Raw genomic sequence first — 15,824 nt, forward strand, 5'->3', positions numbered from 1 at the left:
GACGGCCGGCGGGGTTCTGTGGGTTCCGTCATGACGTCTCTCCCGAGGTGGGGTGGCCCGTCGCCGGACCGAGGCACAGCGCGGCGACGGGGCTCTGCAGCAGGGTGTGTACGAAGAGGAGCTCGGCTCCGTCGCGCTCGGCGGCGGCGATGCGGTGCGGGGTGAGCGAGTCGAAGTGGGCGCTGTCCCCCGGTTCGAGGACGTGCGCGGTGTCCCCGAGGCGCAGCCTGAGCCGCCCCTGGAGGACGTACAGCCACTCCTCGCCCGGATGCACCCGCACGATGTCGCCCTGCGAGCCGTACGGAACGTGCACGCGCAGCGCCTGCATACCGCGGCCCGCGGCGCCGGCCTGCCAGTACGTCCAGCCGCCCGCAGGGGTCGGTTCCATGTCGGCCGCGCGCACGATCGCGTCACGGTCGGCGACCGTCTCGCCGAGCAGTTCGGAGACCGTCGTACCGTAGACACGGGCCAGCGTCAGCAGCATCGGCAGCGAGGGCTGGCGCTGTCCGGTCTCCAGACGGGAGAGGTGCGCGGGCGACAGCCCGGCGGCGCGGGCGGCGGCCTCCAGCGTGAGGGAGGCGCCGCGGCGCAGCGCGCGGAGCTGGGGCGCCACGGCGTGCAGCTCGGCGGACGGCTCGTCGGCCGCCCCTGGATCGGCGGGGATCATAGGACCATTGAGCCCGACGATTGCCTCCAGGGCAATTTTCTTGCCCCAGAGGCAAACCGGGTTCACGTGCCCTCCGCCCGCCGGAGACGGCGGGCCTCAGGGGTGGACGGGGCTCAGCGGTTGGCCACCGCCTGCTTGACCAGTGTCCTCCCGAAGTCCCACATCAGTCCGCCGCCGCCGTGCGCGTCCTCCATCACCGCGGTGAACGCCTCCACGAACCGGTCGACGTCCTGCTCGTCGACGACCAGCGGCGGGATCAGCTTGATCACCTCCAGGTGGTCGCCGGAGACCTGGGTGAGGATGCGGTGCCGCTGGAGCAGCGGGACGACGACCATCTGCGCGAACAGACCCTTGCGCGCGGCCTGCAGCATGGTCCAGCGACTGCGCAGTTTGAGCGACGTGGGCCGGCCGAACTCGATGCCGATCATCAGACCCCGGCCACGTACGTCGCTGAGCAGCTCGTACCGGTCGACCAGGGCCGCCAGCCGGGACTTGAGCCGTTCCCCGGTGATCCGCGCGTTGGCGACGATCTGCTCGTTCTCCATCACGGAGAGCACCGCGAGCCCCGCCGCCATGGCCTGGGCGTTGGACCCGAAGCTCGCCGAGTGCACGAGGACCCGGTCCATGGAGGAGTAGACCTTCTTGAAGATCCAGTCCTTGCCGAGCGTCGCGCCGACCGGTACATAGCCGCCGGAGAGCGCCTTGGCCACGCACACCAGGTCCGGTTCGACGCCTTCCTCGTGCTGGTAGGCGTAGAAGTCGCCGGTGCGGCCGAGGCCGGTCTGCACCTCGTCGGCGATGAGCAGGGCCTTGTGCTTGTGCAGCAATTCCTGGGCGGCGCGCAGATATCCGGGCGGGGACTCCTGGACGCCCTTGCCCTGGATCGGCTCCACGATCAGCGCGGCGACGTCACCCTTCTTCAACTCCCGTGCCAGGGCGTCGAGATCGCCGAGCGGGACGGCGGTGTCGGGCAGCAGTGGCGTGAAGCCGTCACGGAAGCCGTCCTCGCCGTTCACGGACAGGGATCCGGTGGTCAGGCCGTGGAAAGCGTGCGAGCAGTACAGGATCCGCGGTCGGCCGGTGGCGTACCGGGCGAACTTCAGCGCGGTCTCGACCGCCTCCGTGCCGCTGTTGCCGAAGAACACCCGGTCCAGGTGCGGGGAGTGGGTGAGCAGTCGCTCCGCGAGCAGGCCCGGCAGGGGCTGGCAGTCGAAGCGGGTGAGGTCGGCGAGCGAGGCGTCGAGGACGTCGTGCAGCGCGCGCCGGACGACGGGGTGGTGGCGGCCGAGGCCCATCACCCCGAACCCGGCGAGCATGTCCAGGTAGTCGTTGCCGTCGGCGTCCCAGAAGTGCGCGCCCTCGGCCCGCTCGTACACCTTGTCGAAGCCGATGGTGTGCAGCATGCGCGGGAGTTGGTGGTTCAGGTACTTCGTGTGCAGCTCGTAGCGCTCGGCTCCGCGCTCGGCGAGGAGCGCGCCGAGGTCGAACTCCCCCTTCTGGGCAGGGTCGGTCATTCCTGTTTCTCCTTGGACAACTCGTGCTCGGCCGGCTGGTCGGCGGCCGTCGTCGGCTCGTACGCGGCCTTGGAGCGCTCGTCCCTGATCGCCAGGCCCGCGCTGATCCGTCCGGCGATCTCGACCGGTGTGAGCCCGATGTCGGCCAGCACCTCGGCCCGCTTGGCGTGTGCGAGGAACTGCTCCGGGATGCCGAATCTCCGTACTGGCACGTCGACTTCGGCGTCCGCGAGGGCGAGCGCGACCGCCGCGCCGACGCCCGAGGCCCGGCTGTTGTCCTCGACGACGGCGACGAGCCGGTGTTCGGCGGCGAGGTGGGGCAGCGCCGGGTCGACGGGCTTGACCCAGCGGGGGTCGACGACCGTGCAGCCGATGCCCCGGGCCTCCAGGAGGTCGGCGGTCTGGAGGCAGACCGGCGCCATGACGCCCACCGCGACGAGCAGCACCTCGGGGCGCTCGCCCCGGTGCAGGACGTCGAGCCCGCCCACGTGGTCCACCGCGGGGATCGCCGGACCGACCGACTCCTTGGGGAAGCGGATCAGGGTCGGCGCGTCGTCGACGGCGACCGCCTCCCGCAACTGTGCCCGCAACTGGTCGGCGTCGCGGGGCGCGGCGATCCTGAGGCCGGGCACGACCTGGAGGATCGACATGTCCCACATGCCGTTGTGCGAGGCGCCGTCGACGCCGGTGACCCCGGCCCGGTCGAGGACGAAGGTCACCCCGCAGCGGTGCAGCGCGACATCCATGAGCAGTTGGTCGAAGGCCCGGTTGAGGAAGGTCGCGTACACGGCGACGACGGGATGCAGACCGCCGGTGGCGAGTCCGGCCGCTGACACGGTGGCGTGCTGCTCGGCGATGCCGACGTCCCACACCCGGTCGGGGAACCGCTCGGCGAACTTCCCGAGTCCGACCGGATGCAGCATGGCCGCCGTGATGGCCACGACGTCCGCGCGTTCCTCGCCGATCCTGACGATCTCCTCACCGAACACGGAGGTCCAGGAAGGGCCGTTGGACGGCGCGAGGGGCTCGCAGGTGAGCGGGTCCATCACGCCGACCGTGTGGAAGTGGTCCTCCTCGTGCGCGAGCGCGGGTTCGTAGCCGCGTCCCTTCTCCGTCAGACAGTGGATGAGCACGGGTCCGTGGAAGCGTTTGGCCCGGCGCAGCGCGGACTCCACGGCCCCCACGTCGTGACCGTCGATCGGGCCGACGTACTTGAGCCCCAGGTCCTCGAACATGCCCTGCGGCGCGAACGCGTCCTTGAAGCCCTTCTTCGCGCCGTGCAGCGACTCGTAGATCGTGTTGCCGACGAGGGGGGTGCGCAGCAGGACGCTCTTGCCCCAGGCGAGGACCTGTTCGTAGCTGTCGGTGGTGCGCAGGGTGGCCAGGTGGTTCGCGAGGCCGCCGATGGTCGGCGCGTACGAACGCTCGTTGTCGTTGACGACGATGATCAGCGGCCGGTCCTTCGCGGCGGCGATGTTGTTCAGCGCCTCCCACGCCATGCCGCCGGTCAGCGCGCCGTCGCCGATGACCGCGACGACATGGCCCTTCTCGCCCTGCACCTGGCGGGCCTTGGCGAGCCCGTCCGCCCAGCCGAGCGCCGTGGAGGCGTGGCTGTTCTCGATGACGTCGTGCTCGGACTCCTCGCGCGAGGGATAGCCCGACAGTCCGCCCTTGCCCCGCAGCTTGGAAAAGTCCTGACGTCCCGTCAGCAGCTTGTGTACGTAGCTCTGATGGCCGGTGTCCCACAGGATGCGGTCGACGGGTGACTCGAAGACCCGGTGGAGGGCGATGGACAGTTCCACCACTCCCAGGTTGGGTCCGAGGTGACCGCCGGTCCTGGCGACCGCGTGCACCAGGAACTCCCTCACCTCTTCGGCCAGTTCACCGATTTCCGCCTCGGACAGCGCCTTCAGGTCGCGTGGTCCCCGGATGTTCTCCAGAATCGTCACGTCGGGCCCCCTCTCGGTCCGTGCTGATCAGCTCACGGTGACGGCCGGTTCTCCGGACGCGACGCCGTCGTTCTCCATCTGCTCCGCGATCTTCATCGCCTCGTCGATGAGGGTCTCCACGATCTTCGACTCGGGGACGGTCTTGATGACCTCGCCCCTGACGAAGATCTGGCCCTTGCCGTTGCCGGAGGCGACCCCCAGGTCCGCCTCCCGCGCCTCGCCGGGGCCGTTGACGACGCAGCCCATGACCGCGACGCGCAACGGGACCTCCATCCCCTCCAGGCCGGCCGTGACCTCGTCGGCCAGCTTGTACACGTCGACCTGGGCACGCCCGCAGGACGGGCAGGAGACGATCTCCAGGCGCCGCTGCCGCAGCCCGAGCGACTCCAGGATCTGGATGCCGACCTTGCACTCCTCGGCGGGCGGCGCGCTCAGCGAGACCCTGATGGTGTCGCCGATGCCCTCGCTGAGCAGCGCCCCGAACGCCACGGCGGACTTGATGGTCCCCTGGAACGCGGGACCCGCTTCGGTCACGCCGAGGTGCAGCGGGTAGTCGCTCTGCGCGGCCAGTTGCCGGTAGGCGTTGACCATGACGACCGGGTCGTTGTGCTTGACCGAGATCTTGATGTCCCGGAACCCGTGCTCCTCGAAGAGCGACGCCTCCCACAGCGCCGACTCGACGAGTGCCTCGGGCGTCGCCTTCCCGTACTTCTCCAGCAGCCGCCGGTCGAGCGAGCCCGCGTTCACCCCGATACGGATCGGGATTCCGGCGTCCTTGGCGGCCCGCGCGATCTCCTTGACCTTGTCGTCGAACTGCTTGATGTTGCCGGGGTTCACCCGCACCGCCGCGCAGCCCGCCTCGATGGCCGCGAACACGTACTTCGGCTGGAAGTGGATGTCCGCGATCACCGGGATCTGCGACTTGCGGGCGATGGTCGCGAGCGCGTCCGCGTCGTCCTGCGTGGGACAGGCGACACGGACGATCTGGCAGCCGGACGCGGTCAGTTCCGCGATCTGCTGGAGGGTGGCCCCGACGTCCGACGTACGGGTCGTGGTCATCGACTGCACCGACACGGGCGCCCCGCCCCCGACCGCCACCGGTCCGACCTGGATGCGCCGTGAGACACGGCGCTCCGCGATCGGCCGGACCGGTACCTCGGGCAGGCCCAGGGAAACGGCGGTCACGAGGTCACCCGCGGCTTTCCGTGAAGGTCTCACGGGCCGCCCGGATCGACTCCTTGAGGGATCCCATGGTGGCGAGGACCGCCGTCGGCTCGTAGCCGCAGTGCGCCATGCAGTTGGCGCACCGGTCGTCCTTGCCGCGGCCGTAGGAGTCCCAGTCGGTCTCCTCCAGGAGCTGCTTGTACGTCTGCACGTACCCGTCGCTCATCAGATAGCAGGGCTTCTGCCAGCCGAAGAGCGAGTAGCTGGGGATCGCCCACGCGGTGCACGGGAAGTCGACCTTGCCCTCCAGGAAGTCCAGGAAGAGCGGGCTCTGGTTGAGCCGCCAGCGGCGCCTGTTGCCGCCAGCGAAGGCCTTCTTGAACAGTTCCCGGGTCTGCTGGACGCCGAGGAAGTGCTCCTGGTCGGGGGCCTTCTCGTAGGCGTAGGCGGGCGAGAGCATCATCTCGTCGACCTTCAGGTCGTCGTTGAGGTAGTTGAGCACCTCGATGATGGTCTGCGGGGTGTCGGTGTTGAAGAAGGTCGAGTTGGTGGTGACGCGGAAGCCGCGCCGCTTGGCCTCCTTGATGGCCTCGACGGCCTCGTCGAAGACGCCTTCCTTGGCGACGGACTCGTCGTGCCGCTCGCGCAGCCCGTCGATGTGCACGGCCCAGGCGAAGTACGGCGAGGGCTTGAACTTGTCCATCTTCTTGCGCATCAGCATCGCGTTGGTGCAGAGGAAGACGAACTTCTTCTTGGCCACCAACTGCCGGACGATCTCGTCGATCTGAGGGTGCATCAGCGGCTCGCCGCCGGCGATGGACACCATCGGCGCGCCGGATTCGAGGACCGCGCCGACGGCCTGGGCGACCGGCATGCGCTGCTTGAGCACACCGGCGGGGTGCTGGATCTTGCCGCAGCCCTCGCACGCGAGGTTGCACGCGAAGAGCGGTTCCAACTCGACGAGCAGGGCGAACTTGTCCCGCTTCCTGAGCTTCTGTTCAAACAGGTATGCAGCGACCTTCATGGACTGCCGAAGCGGCATGGCCATACGGCTCACCTCCGAGGGAGCGACAAAGAACGGTGCCATTCGAAAAAAGCGGGAAGCACGGCACGAAGAACGCGGAAAGCTGATATTCCACCGCGGAACGTGCCGATTCGGACCAGTTCATGTTCTGGAGCATCCACGACCACCCGTACGGCCGCAACGGGACGGATGCCCGAGCGGACCGCGCCGAGCAGGGTGGCCGCGGACTCCATGTCGACGGCGATGGCCCCGGTCGCGAGCAGACCGGAACGCTCGTGACCGCGGACGACGTGATCGGAGCCGGTCAGCGGCCCCGTGTGGACGGTGCGGCCGGGCACGGCGCGCGCCAGTTCCTTGACCAGGAGATCGGTGCCCACACACGGCGTGGTGCCGCCCGGGTCCCGGGTCTCCTCGGCGACGACCAGGTCACCTGGGTGCATGCCCGGGGCGAGCCCCGCGCAGAAGCCGGTGGCCAGCACGGCCGCCGTGGACAGCGCCGGGTCGGCGAGCACCCGGGTGACCGACCGGTCGGCGGCCTTGGGTCCCATGCCGGTCCGCAGCACGGTGACCGGCCCGCCGGCGCCGCTCCGGTCACCGCTGCGCAGGGCGAGGTGCTCGATGCCGAGCGCGCAGGCGATCAGCAGCGGGTCCGGTGCGGGCCGCCCGTCCATCAGCCCCCCTCGGCCGCGGAGAAGGGCTCTCCGTGGACGTAACGGCCGAGCGCGGTGAGCGGGAAGACCTGGCGGTAGAGGTGGTAGTTGATCGAGAAGTCCCACGGGAAACCGGTCCCCGTGAAGTACGGCTCGTCCCAGGAGCCGTCGGCGAGCTGGGTCTCCGCGAGCCAGACCACCCCGCGTTCCACGGCCTTGGAGTCGCTCTCCCCCGCGGCCAGCAGGGCGAGCAGCGCCCAGCCGGTCTGCGAGGCGGTCGAGGGGCCGCGGCCGCTCCATCCGGCGCTGTCGTCGTAGGAGCGCATGTCCTCGCCCCAGCCGCCGTCGTCGTTCTGCACGGCCTCCAGCCAGGCCACGGCCCGCCGGATCGCGGGGTGCGAGCCGGGCAGCCCCGCGGCGGCGAGCGCCGGGACCACCGACCCTGTTCCGTAGACGTAGTTGACGCCCCAGCGCCCGAACCAGGAGCCGTTCGGCTCCTGATGGGTGAGCAGCCACTCGATGCCCCGGCGGGTACGGGGGTCGTGGGCGAGCCCCTCGAACGCCAGCATCTCCACCACATGCGCGGTGACGTCCGCGGAGGGCGGGTCGATCACCTCCCCGAAGTCGCAGAACGGGAGCCGGTTGGGGAAGGCGCTGGTGTTGTCGACGTCGAACGCGCCCCAGCCGCCGTCCTTGGACTGCATGCCGAGATTCCAGCGGACCCCGCGTCCGATGGCGTTCTCGACGCGGTCCCTGTCGTGGTGCCGGACGCGGCGCAGTGCGAGCACGACCTCGGCGGTGTCGTCGATGTCGGGGTAGTTGTCGTTGTGGAACTCGAACGCCCAGCCGCCGGGCGGGAGTTGGGGACGCTTGACCGACCAGTCACCGGGCCGGACGATCTCCTCCCCGAGCATCCAGTCCACGGCCTTGACGAGTTGCGGGTGGTCGGAGGGCACCCCGGCGTCGGCCAGTGCGATGGTCGCCAGACAGGTGTCCCACACCGGCGACTGGCAGGCCTCGATCATCCGGGCACCGTCGTCGCGCCACACGGCGAAACGGTTTAGCGAGGCCAGCCCCTCACGCATCACCGGATGTTCGAGGTCGTAGCCGAGCAGATGCAGGGCGATGACCGAGTAGACGGCGGGCGGCTGGATGCCTCCCCAGCAACCGTCGTTCTCCTGGCGCTCGATGATCCAGCGGGCCGCCGTGTTCATCGCAGCCCTGCGCAGTGCGCGCGGTGCGACCTTGCGGTACTGGTGCAGGGCCTTGTCCAGGCGCTGGAAGACGCCGTCCCAACTGGCCACGCGGGCGAGCGGCTTGACCGGATTGGGAGTACGGGCGTCGGTGTGGAGTTCGTCCAGCGGGAACGGCGCGGGCCGCACCGGACGCTTGGCCGACACGATGGTGAGCGGCACGATCGTCTGCCGCGCCCAGCAGCCGAAGTCGTAGATGTTGAGCGGCATCCACTTGGGGAAGTAGATGAGTTCCGGCGGGAGTTCGGGCAGGTCGTCCCACTTCCACCAGCCGAAGAGGGCGAGCCAGATCCGGGTGAAGACGCGGGCCGCGGCGATGCCGCCGCGCTCGCGGATCCACGCGGACGCCTTCGCCATGTGCGCCTCGTCCGGGGCGTCCCCGGCCAGCCGCAGGGCGACGTACGCCTCGATGGTGGTGGAGATCTCGCCCGGACCGCCGAAGAAGGAGGCCCAGGTGCCGTCCTCGCGCTGCTCGCCGCGGATGAACAGCGCGGCGCCGCGGGTGGTCGGCTCGTCGCGGATGCCCAGGAACTGACGGAGAAGCAGGTCCTCGGCGTCCATGGTGACGTTCGTCTCGAGGTCGCCCTTCCACCAGCCCTGGGCGTCCTGCCGCGCGAGCAGGAAGTCCGTGGCGCGCTCCATGGCGCGCGTGGCGGCGTCTCGGGTCTCGACCGTCCCGGCCGCCTCGGGAGTGGTCTGATGCTGGGTTTCGCTGGCCGAGGCAGCGCGGGGCGGCAGGGCCCCGGTGCTTCCGTCGGTCGTCGCTGTCATGGCTTCCCCTTCGTGCAGTGGTGTGTCTCTGCTGTGGGTCCGCCGTCGGCCGGTGCGTTCGTTCGGATGGACATCCCCCCGCTCGAACGAGGTTCGAAGCTTGGGAAAGAAGCACCGGCCGGCGACTACGCGAGGTCTATTCGACCGATAACGATCATCTCTTCCGTACGACTACGAAGTCGGCCAGCGCCACGAGCTGGGCGCGTACGTGCTCGGGCATCGGGACGGTGTCCAGGGCCTCGATGGCGATCGCGTGCTGGCGGCGCGCCTCCTGGGCGGTCCACTCCCGGCCGCCCGCCTCCTCGATGAGCGCGGCGCGCGCGGCGAACTCCTCCTCGGAGAAGTTCTCGAAGTCGCTGGCCTTGGCGTCCTCGGCGAGCAGGTCGCCGAGCCGCTCGGAGGCGGGACCGCCGGCGGCGAGGGCTGCCACCACCGGCAGGGACTTCTTGCGCTGGCGCAGATCGCTCCAGGTCTGCTTCCCGGTGGCCTCCGGGTCGCCCCAGATGCCGAGGAGGTCGTCGACGGCCTGGAAGGCGAGGCCGAGGTGGTAGCCGTAGCGCTCCAGCGTGTCGGCGGTCAGATCGTCGGCGCCGCCGAGGACCGCTCCGATCGAGCAGGCGCAGGCGAGCAGGGCGCCGGTCTTGTTGCCCTCCATCTCCAGGCACTCCTCGACGCTGACCCGGTCGCGGTGCTCGTAGGAGATGTCCTGGGCCTGGCCGTCGATGAGGGCCCGGGTGGCGGTCGTCAGACGCCGGGTGGCCCGGCCGGCCTCGACGGTGCCGAGTTCCAGGAGGACCTCGTTGGCCAGCGCGAACAGGGCGTCGCCGACCAGGATGGCCTGGGCGGGGCCGTGCACCTTCCAGACGGTGTCGCGGTGACGGCGCTGTTCGTCGCCGTCCATCAGGTCGTCGTGCAGCAGCGAGAAGTTGTGCACCAGTTCGACCGCGACCGCGCCGGGGACGCCCACCTCGGGGGCGGCGCCGGCGGCCTGCGCGGAGAGCACGGCGAGCGCGGGGCGCACCGCCTTGCCGCCGTCGCCGTCCGCGGGGTTGCCCTCGGCGTCGATCCAGCCGAAGTGGTAGGCGGCCACGGTGTCCATGGGTGCCGCCAGACGGTCGACGGCCGCCTTGAGCACCGGTGTGGCCAGGGTCCGGCCGCGCTCCAGGAGCGCGGTCACGTCCACCGCGTCGGCAGCCGTTTCGGCCGGGGGCACAGTGGGCACAGTCTCTCCTCTTGTTGCGGTACCGGGGGTGCGGGGGCCTGCCAAGCTCCGGTCGAGCGTCATGCCGCCTCCTCGAAGAGTCCGAGCAGGTGATCGCGGGGCCGGCCCAGGGCGTCCAGCGCGGCGTCCGCCGCACCGACTCCACTGCGAACCGCACTCTCCATGGTCGCGGGCCACCCTGTGGCGGTCCACGCTCCGGCCACGTACAGGCCGGGGGCCTTGGTACGGGCACCGGGCCGCAGCCGCCCGACGCCCGGGGCGGGGGCGAACGTCGCGGTGCGCTCCCGGGTCACGAAGAAGTCCTTCACTCCGGCGCCGCGCGCACCGGGCAGCAGCCGTTCCAGTTCCGGCAGGTACCGCTCGCGCAGCACGGCGACGGGCTCGTCGATCTCGTCCTGCGCCGCGGACTGCGACAGCGCCAGGTACTGCCCCTCCCGGAGCCCGGAGGCCTCGGTGCGGTCGAAGACCCACTGCACCGGGGAGCCGAGCGCCGCGAAGAAGGGCGCGGTCAGGACCTCGCGGTCGTAGACGACGTGGATGTTGAGGATCGGCGCGGTGCCGATCTCCAGGAGCCGCTCGGGGGCGTCGAGCGCCCCCTCCGGCAGCAGCTCGTGGGCCTCGCGCTGCGGTACGGCGAGCACGACGGTGTCGGCCTCGATACGCTCGCCGGGAACCTGAACGCTCCAACGCCCGTTTCCGTAGGGGGAGACGGAGGTGACTCGTGTACGGATCTCGGTACGCACGCCCGCGGAGTCGAGCGCCTTGCGGGCGAGGGTGTCGTGCAGTTCGCCCAGCGGGACGCGCGCCCAGCCGATGTCGGCCGCGCCCGGGTCGGACAGCAGACCGGTCTTGAACACCATCGCGGCGAGCCCGAGCGAGGAGTCCGCGGCCACCGCGTTGAGGGTGGCGACCCCCACGAGGTCCCACAGTGCTTCGACGGCGCGTTCCGACTGACCGTGCCCGGCGAGCCAGTCGCCGAAGTTCTGCGCGTCGAGTGCCGGATCGGTGAGATCCAGGCCCTTGAGCGCGAGCGCGGCACGGCCGACCCTGGCACGCTCGGCGAGCGACAGATGCTGATACGTCGCGAGGCTGCGCGCCAGATGCAGCGGTACGGGCAGAGCGCTGCGGCCGATTCTGCCGAGCCGTCTCCCCGGAGGTGCGTCCAGGTCGAGAACGGGCACGTCGAGACGATCCTGCACGGGTGCGAGCGACGTTCCGTCGACGCGGTCGAGGAACCAGCGGTAGGCGGTGCAGCAGCGCAGGAAGACATGCTGTCCGTTGTCCACGGTGAGCTCGCCGCGCCGGAAGGAGAACGCGAGTCCGCCGAGCCGGGGCCGGCCTTCGAGCAGCGTCACCCGCAGCCCGGCGTCGGCCAGCGCGAGCGCGGCGGTGATCCCGGCGAGCCCGCCGCCGATCACCACGGCGGTGGCCCGGCCGGAGTCGTCCGTGGACTCGGCCTCGCTCATCACGCACCCTCCCCTACGGCCGCGCCATGATGGTTGAACGGTGCACGGCAGGCCGTCGCAGTCAGGGACGCCGCACGGCCCCGGAGGGTTGCGTGCCGCTTTTCGCCGCTGGAATCACCTTGGACCATTTTGTCCATCAGGCGCGCCTCCGGACGGTACGGCGCGAGACGTGCCGGGCGTCGAGGCCGGACAGGCCGCGCACGGCGACGTACGCCTTCTCGTGCCCCGGCAGCGAGACCCGGCCGCGCAGCACGGCCTCCGGCTCACGCTCGATGCGGTCGAGCAGGCGCCGGTAGATGCCAGCCATGGCCGCGACACAGGCGCCGCTGCGCCGGTCCAGCATGGGCAGGAGCCGGTAGCCCTCGGCGAAGAGGGCACGCGCCCGGCGCACCTCGAAGTGCACGAGCCCCGCGAAGTCGGAGCCCGGCGGCGGAGTCGGGCCGCCGAACCCGGCCGAACAGCCGAACTTGGCCAGGTCGTCGGCCGGCAGATAGGTGCGCCCGCCCGCGGCGTCCTCGCGGACGTCCCGCAGGATGTTGGTGAGCTGGAGTGCGAGCCCGAGCGTGTCCGCGTACTCCGGCGCGCGCTCGACGCCACGCGCCCCCGGTTCGGTGCCGAAGACCCCGAGCGAGAGCCGCCCGATCGCCCCGGCCACGCACCGGCAGTAGACCTTCAGGTCGTCCCAGGTCTCGTACGTCTCACCGTGTACGTCCATCAGCACGCCGTCGATGAGCTCGTCCAGGCCCCCGAGGGGTACCGGGAAGTACGCGGCGGTGTGGCTGAGGGCGACCGCGACCGGGTCGGTGTCGTCCTCGGCGACGGCGCCCGCGCGGACGCGGGCGAGCAGCGCCCGGGTCTCCTCCAGGCGCACCGCCTTCACGTCCGGTGCCAGCGTGCCGTCGCCGATGTCGTCGACGCGCCGCGAGAACGCGTAGAGCGCCGACATCGCACGCCTCTTGGGCGTCGGCAGAAGCCTGATGCCGTACGCGAAATTGCGCGCCTGCTGACCGGTCACCGCCTCGCAATAGCTGTACGCGGCGAGTACCGGTGCGGACACGTGCTGTTCCGACTCCACGGTCCGGATCACCCCTCTCCTCGCAGAGTCACTCCCACCTCGCGCAGCAACTGGAGCTTGCCGGGCTTGGGCGGGCCGGGAAGTACGTCGTATTCGGCGGCGGAGATCGCTCGGATCGCCGCCCTTCCCCCCGCAACGAACCCCGCGAGCAGCAGCTTCAGCCTGCCGTGGACGCTACCCACGAGGGGGGTGCCTTCATTCAGGAGGTTCCTTGCGCGTTCTGCTTCGTATGCAACCAGTGCTCGCACCGATGCGCCTGCTGTGGGAACGGCAAGATCCGCTTCGACGACATGAAAGCGCTTCATGTCCTCGGCGGGCAGGTAGACACGGTCGCGGCCGAGGTCCTCGGCGACGTCCTGGAGGTGTTCGACGATCTGCAGGGCCGTGCACACCGCGTCGGAGTGGCGGACCCGGTCGGGCGTGGACGTTCCGGTGACGGAGAGGACCAGGCGGCCGACGGGGTTCGCGGACAGTTCGCAGTAGGCGAGCAGATCGTCGTAGGTCTCGTACCGGGTGACGAGCTGGTCCTGGCGATTGGCCGCGATCAGGCCGAGGAAGGGCTCGGGAGCGAGGCCCGCGCGGCGGACCGTCGGCTGGAGCCGGCGCAGCAGGGGGTGGCGCGGCGTCGAGTCGAACACCCGGTGAAGATCGGCCTCGAAGGCGTCGAGGAGAAGCATGCGGTCGTCGGCCTCGGCGGGCGACACGCCGAGGAGCCGGGCGTCGGCTCCGCCGGGGGCGAGGTCGCCGTCACCGATGTCGTCGACGAGGCGGGCGAAGCCGTACACCGCCATCAGGTCGTCGCGCCAGGCCCTGGGCAGGAAGAACGGGGCCACCGGAAAGTTCTCGTCCGCGGCTTTGTCGAGGGTGCCGCGCTCCGGATCGCCGGTGCGGGCCGTCCCGGCTTCGGTCACCGCGCGCCACCCGGCGCGAGGACGGCACACGCATCGCGGAGCTGGAGAGTCACCGTAGCCATTGCCGTCACATCTCCCGTTCTACACTGCCGACCCAATGCTGCCCATTTCGGACACGCCGCCCGAAGATCCGCGCCGCGTGACGGTGCCGGGTGTCGCGTATTATCGCCCCACTTGGCGCGTTTCAGCACCGGTACAGCTTACGTTGTACAACGCGACACACTCCGCCGGGGTGTCCTGCACATCACAACAACACACCGATTGGCGTCAAGATTCCTAAGGCCGACGGGAGTTGGCGTTTCCTTTGCAGACGCAGGGCCCCGCCGGAGAGTTCCGGCGGGGCCTGGGGCCTTTCGGCGAAACGGGCTACTTGCCCGTGAACTTCTCGTACTCCTTGAGGACGTCCTCGGTCGGGCCGTCCATGCGCAGTTCCCCGCGCTCCAGCCACAGCACGCGGTCGCAGGTGTCGCGGATCGACTTGTTGTTGTGACTGACCAGAAACACCGTGCCCGCGCTCTTGCGCAGCTCGCGGATGCGGGCCTCGGAGCGCTTCTGGAAGGAGCGGTCACCGGTCGCCAGGGCCTCGTCGATCATCAGGACGTCGTGGTCCTTGGCCGCCGCGATGGAGAAGCGCAGCCGGGCCGCCATGCCGGAGGAGTAGGTCCGCATCGGCAGGGTGATGAAGTCGCCCTTCTCGTTGATGCCCGAGAAGTCGACGATCTCCTGGTAGCGCTCCCTGACCTGCTCACGGGACATGCCCATGGCCAGACCGCCCAGGATGACGTTCCGCTCGCCGGTGAGGTCGTTCATCAGGGCCGCGTTCACGCCGAGCAGCGAGGGCTGGCCGTCGGTGAAGACCTTGCCCTTCTCGGCGGGCAGCAGACCGGCGATGGCCCGCAGGAGGGTGGACTTGCCGGAGCCGTTCGATCCGATCAGACCGATGGCCTCGCCGCGGTACGCGGTGAAGGAGACGCCCTTGACGGCGTGCACCTTGCGCACCCCGCGCTCCTCGCCGCGCTTGAGGATGCGGCTGAGAGCCGACGTGGCGCTGCCCTTGCCGGTCTTGGCGCCGTTCACGCGGTAGACGATGTGCAGTTCGTCCGCGATGACGGTCGGGATGTGCGACCTCTTCTCGAGCTCAGCCACGGCCGTACCTCTCCTCAGCCTTCCAGAAGTACACGAAACCGCCGACGGCCGTGATCACGGCCCAGAAGACGGCGATGGCCCACACGTGCGAGGGCAGGTGGGAGGAGCCGTAGCCGTCGATGAGCGCGTAGCGCATCAGGTCCATGTAGACGGCGGCCGGGTTCGCCTGGAGCACCCGGGCGATCCACGCGGGGCGGCCGACGAGCATGGCGCTGATGGAGAACATGACACCGGAGGCGTACATCCAGGTGCGCAGGATGAACGGCATGAGCTGGGCCAGGTCGGGCGTCTTGGCGCCCATCCGCGCCACGATCAGCGCGAGGCCCGTGTTGAACAGGAACTGCAGGAACAGCACCGGGATGATCAGCAGCCAGGACAGGCCGGGGTAGCTGCCGAAGGCGATGGCCACGACGAACAGCACGATCATCGAGAAGAGCAGTTGCTGGAGCTGCTGGAGCGCGAACGAGACGGGCAGCGAGGCACGCGGGAAGTGCAGCGCGCGCACCAGCCCGAGGTTGCCCGAGATCGCCCGGACGCCCGCCATGACCGAGCTCTGCGTGAAGGTGAAGACGAAGACGCCGGTCACCAGGAAGGGGATGTACACGTCGTGCGACATCCCGCGGTCGGCCTTGAGGATCAGACCGAAGATCAGGTAGTAGACGGCCGCGTTCAGCAGCGGTGTCGCCACCTGCCAGAGCTGGCCCAGCTTGGCCTGGCTGTACTGGGCCGTGAGCTTGGCCTGCGAGAAGGCGAGGATGAAGTGCCGCCGGCCCCAGAGCTGACGAACGTACTCGACCAGTCCGGGCCGGGCACCGCTCACCGCGAGCCCGTACTTCGCCGCCATCTCGGCGGCGGAAAGCCCGTCATCGGGCGACAGCCGGTCGCTCACCGCGACTACGCCGTCCTGCGTGGTCTCACTCACAAGGGAAACTTTCGTCTTCAAGATGCGCACCGCCGGATCGGGCGCGCGCATGAGCCGGGGACCGGGTGGGGCCCGGGTGCTCTCAGAATG

General features: G+C 70.1%; 14 protein-coding genes. All 14 read right to left on the reverse strand.

Annotation, left to right across the window (positions count from 1 at the left end):
- Positions 1-28 precede the first annotated feature (28 nt).
- The 14 genes from OHT01_RS07080 to OHT01_RS07140 all read right to left on the reverse strand — a co-directional run bounded on the left by OHT01_RS07080 (position 29) and on the right by OHT01_RS07140 (position 15,734).
- The gene (locus tag OHT01_RS07080; protein WP_328552266.1) at positions 29-667 is read right to left on the reverse strand and encodes a helix-turn-helix domain-containing protein; all 639 of its coding nucleotides are present in this window, start codon (positions 665-667) and stop codon (positions 29-31) included.
- 113 nt (positions 668-780) lie between these two features.
- Positions 781-2,181, reverse strand: coding sequence for an aspartate aminotransferase family protein (locus OHT01_RS07085; RefSeq protein WP_328552267.1), 1,401 nt, complete (start codon positions 2,179-2,181; stop codon positions 781-783).
- Positions 2,178-4,130 (reverse strand): 1-deoxy-D-xylulose-5-phosphate synthase, encoded by a 1,953-nt coding sequence (gene dxs, locus OHT01_RS07090; protein WP_328552268.1) that lies wholly within the window; start codon positions 4,128-4,130, stop codon positions 2,178-2,180. The genes OHT01_RS07085 and dxs overlap by 4 nt, the downstream gene beginning before the upstream one ends.
- A 27-nt stretch (positions 4,131-4,157) precedes the next feature.
- Complete coding sequence (gene ispG, locus OHT01_RS07095) at positions 4,158-5,315, reverse strand: flavodoxin-dependent (E)-4-hydroxy-3-methylbut-2-enyl-diphosphate synthase (RefSeq protein WP_328552269.1); 1,158 nt, start codon at positions 5,313-5,315, stop codon at positions 4,158-4,160.
- 4 nt (positions 5,316-5,319) lie between these two features.
- Entirely contained in the window at positions 5,320-6,342 is a 1,023-nt protein-coding gene (hpnH, locus tag OHT01_RS07100; protein WP_328552270.1) for an adenosyl-hopene transferase HpnH, read from the reverse strand.
- 5 nt (positions 6,343-6,347) lie between these two features.
- Complete coding sequence (locus tag OHT01_RS07105) at positions 6,348-6,989, reverse strand: phosphorylase family protein (RefSeq protein WP_328552271.1); 642 nt, start codon at positions 6,987-6,989, stop codon at positions 6,348-6,350.
- Positions 6,989-8,992, reverse strand: a complete 2,004-nt coding sequence (gene shc / locus OHT01_RS07110; protein WP_328552272.1) for a squalene--hopene cyclase — start codon at positions 8,990-8,992, stop codon at positions 6,989-6,991. Before shc ends, OHT01_RS07105 begins: the two co-directional genes overlap by 1 nt.
- 154 nt (positions 8,993-9,146) lie before the next feature.
- A complete protein-coding gene (locus OHT01_RS07115; RefSeq protein ID WP_328552273.1) occupies positions 9,147-10,277 on the reverse strand; it encodes a polyprenyl synthetase family protein in 1,131 nt (376 codons plus the stop codon).
- Positions 10,274-11,680 carry a hydroxysqualene dehydroxylase HpnE gene (gene hpnE / locus OHT01_RS07120; protein ID WP_328552274.1) on the reverse strand — a complete coding sequence of 469 codons (1,407 nt, stop codon included), beginning with the start codon at positions 11,678-11,680 and terminating at the stop codon, positions 10,274-10,276. Before hpnE ends, OHT01_RS07115 begins: the two co-directional genes overlap by 4 nt.
- The gene (locus tag OHT01_RS40145; RefSeq protein ID WP_405915508.1) at positions 11,680-11,817 is read right to left on the reverse strand and encodes a DUF6380 family protein; all 138 of its coding nucleotides are present in this window, start codon (positions 11,815-11,817) and stop codon (positions 11,680-11,682) included. The genes hpnE and OHT01_RS40145 overlap by 1 nt, the downstream gene beginning before the upstream one ends.
- Positions 11,817-12,767, reverse strand: coding sequence for a presqualene diphosphate synthase HpnD (gene hpnD / locus OHT01_RS07125; RefSeq protein ID WP_328552275.1), 951 nt, complete (start codon positions 12,765-12,767; stop codon positions 11,817-11,819). The genes OHT01_RS40145 and hpnD overlap by 1 nt, the downstream gene beginning before the upstream one ends.
- Entirely contained in the window at positions 12,764-13,666 is a 903-nt protein-coding gene (gene hpnC / locus OHT01_RS07130; RefSeq protein WP_328552276.1) for a squalene synthase HpnC, read from the reverse strand. Before hpnC ends, hpnD begins: the two co-directional genes overlap by 4 nt.
- 366 nt (positions 13,667-14,032) lie before the next feature.
- On the reverse strand, positions 14,033-14,812 hold the full coding sequence (locus tag OHT01_RS07135) for an ABC transporter ATP-binding protein (RefSeq protein ID WP_328552277.1): 780 nt from the start codon (positions 14,810-14,812) through the stop codon (positions 14,033-14,035).
- Positions 14,805-15,734 (reverse strand): ABC transporter permease, encoded by a 930-nt coding sequence (locus OHT01_RS07140; RefSeq protein WP_328552278.1) that lies wholly within the window; start codon positions 15,732-15,734, stop codon positions 14,805-14,807. The genes OHT01_RS07135 and OHT01_RS07140 overlap by 8 nt, the downstream gene beginning before the upstream one ends.
- Between the last annotated feature and the right edge of the window lie 90 nt (positions 15,735-15,824).

It is taken from the genome of Streptomyces sp. NBC_00358, assembly GCF_036099295.1.
Classification (GTDB): Bacteria; Actinomycetota; Actinomycetes; order Streptomycetales; family Streptomycetaceae; genus Streptomyces.

Coding starts and splice junctions, on each gene's coding strand:
- OHT01_RS07080 (WP_328552266.1), bottom strand. CDS start 667: ATGATCCCCGCCGATCCAGGGGCGGCCGACGAGCCGTCCGCCGAGCTG.
- OHT01_RS07085 (WP_328552267.1), bottom strand. CDS start 2,181: ATGACCGACCCTGCCCAGAAGGGGGAGTTCGACCTCGGCGCGCTCCTC.
- hpnE (WP_328552274.1), bottom strand. CDS start 11,680: ATGAGCGAGGCCGAGTCCACGGACGACTCCGGCCGGGCCACCGCCGTG.
- OHT01_RS40145 (WP_405915508.1), bottom strand. CDS start 11,817: ATGGACAAAATGGTCCAAGGTGATTCCAGCGGCGAAAAGCGGCACGCA.
- OHT01_RS07115 (WP_328552273.1), bottom strand. CDS start 10,277: ATGACGCTCGACCGGAGCTTGGCAGGCCCCCGCACCCCCGGTACCGCA.
- hpnH (WP_328552270.1), bottom strand. CDS start 6,342: ATGGCCATGCCGCTTCGGCAGTCCATGAAGGTCGCTGCATACCTGTTT.
- shc (WP_328552272.1), bottom strand. CDS start 8,992: ATGACAGCGACGACCGACGGAAGCACCGGGGCCCTGCCGCCCCGCGCT.
- OHT01_RS07105 (WP_328552271.1), bottom strand. CDS start 6,989: ATGGACGGGCGGCCCGCACCGGACCCGCTGCTGATCGCCTGCGCGCTC.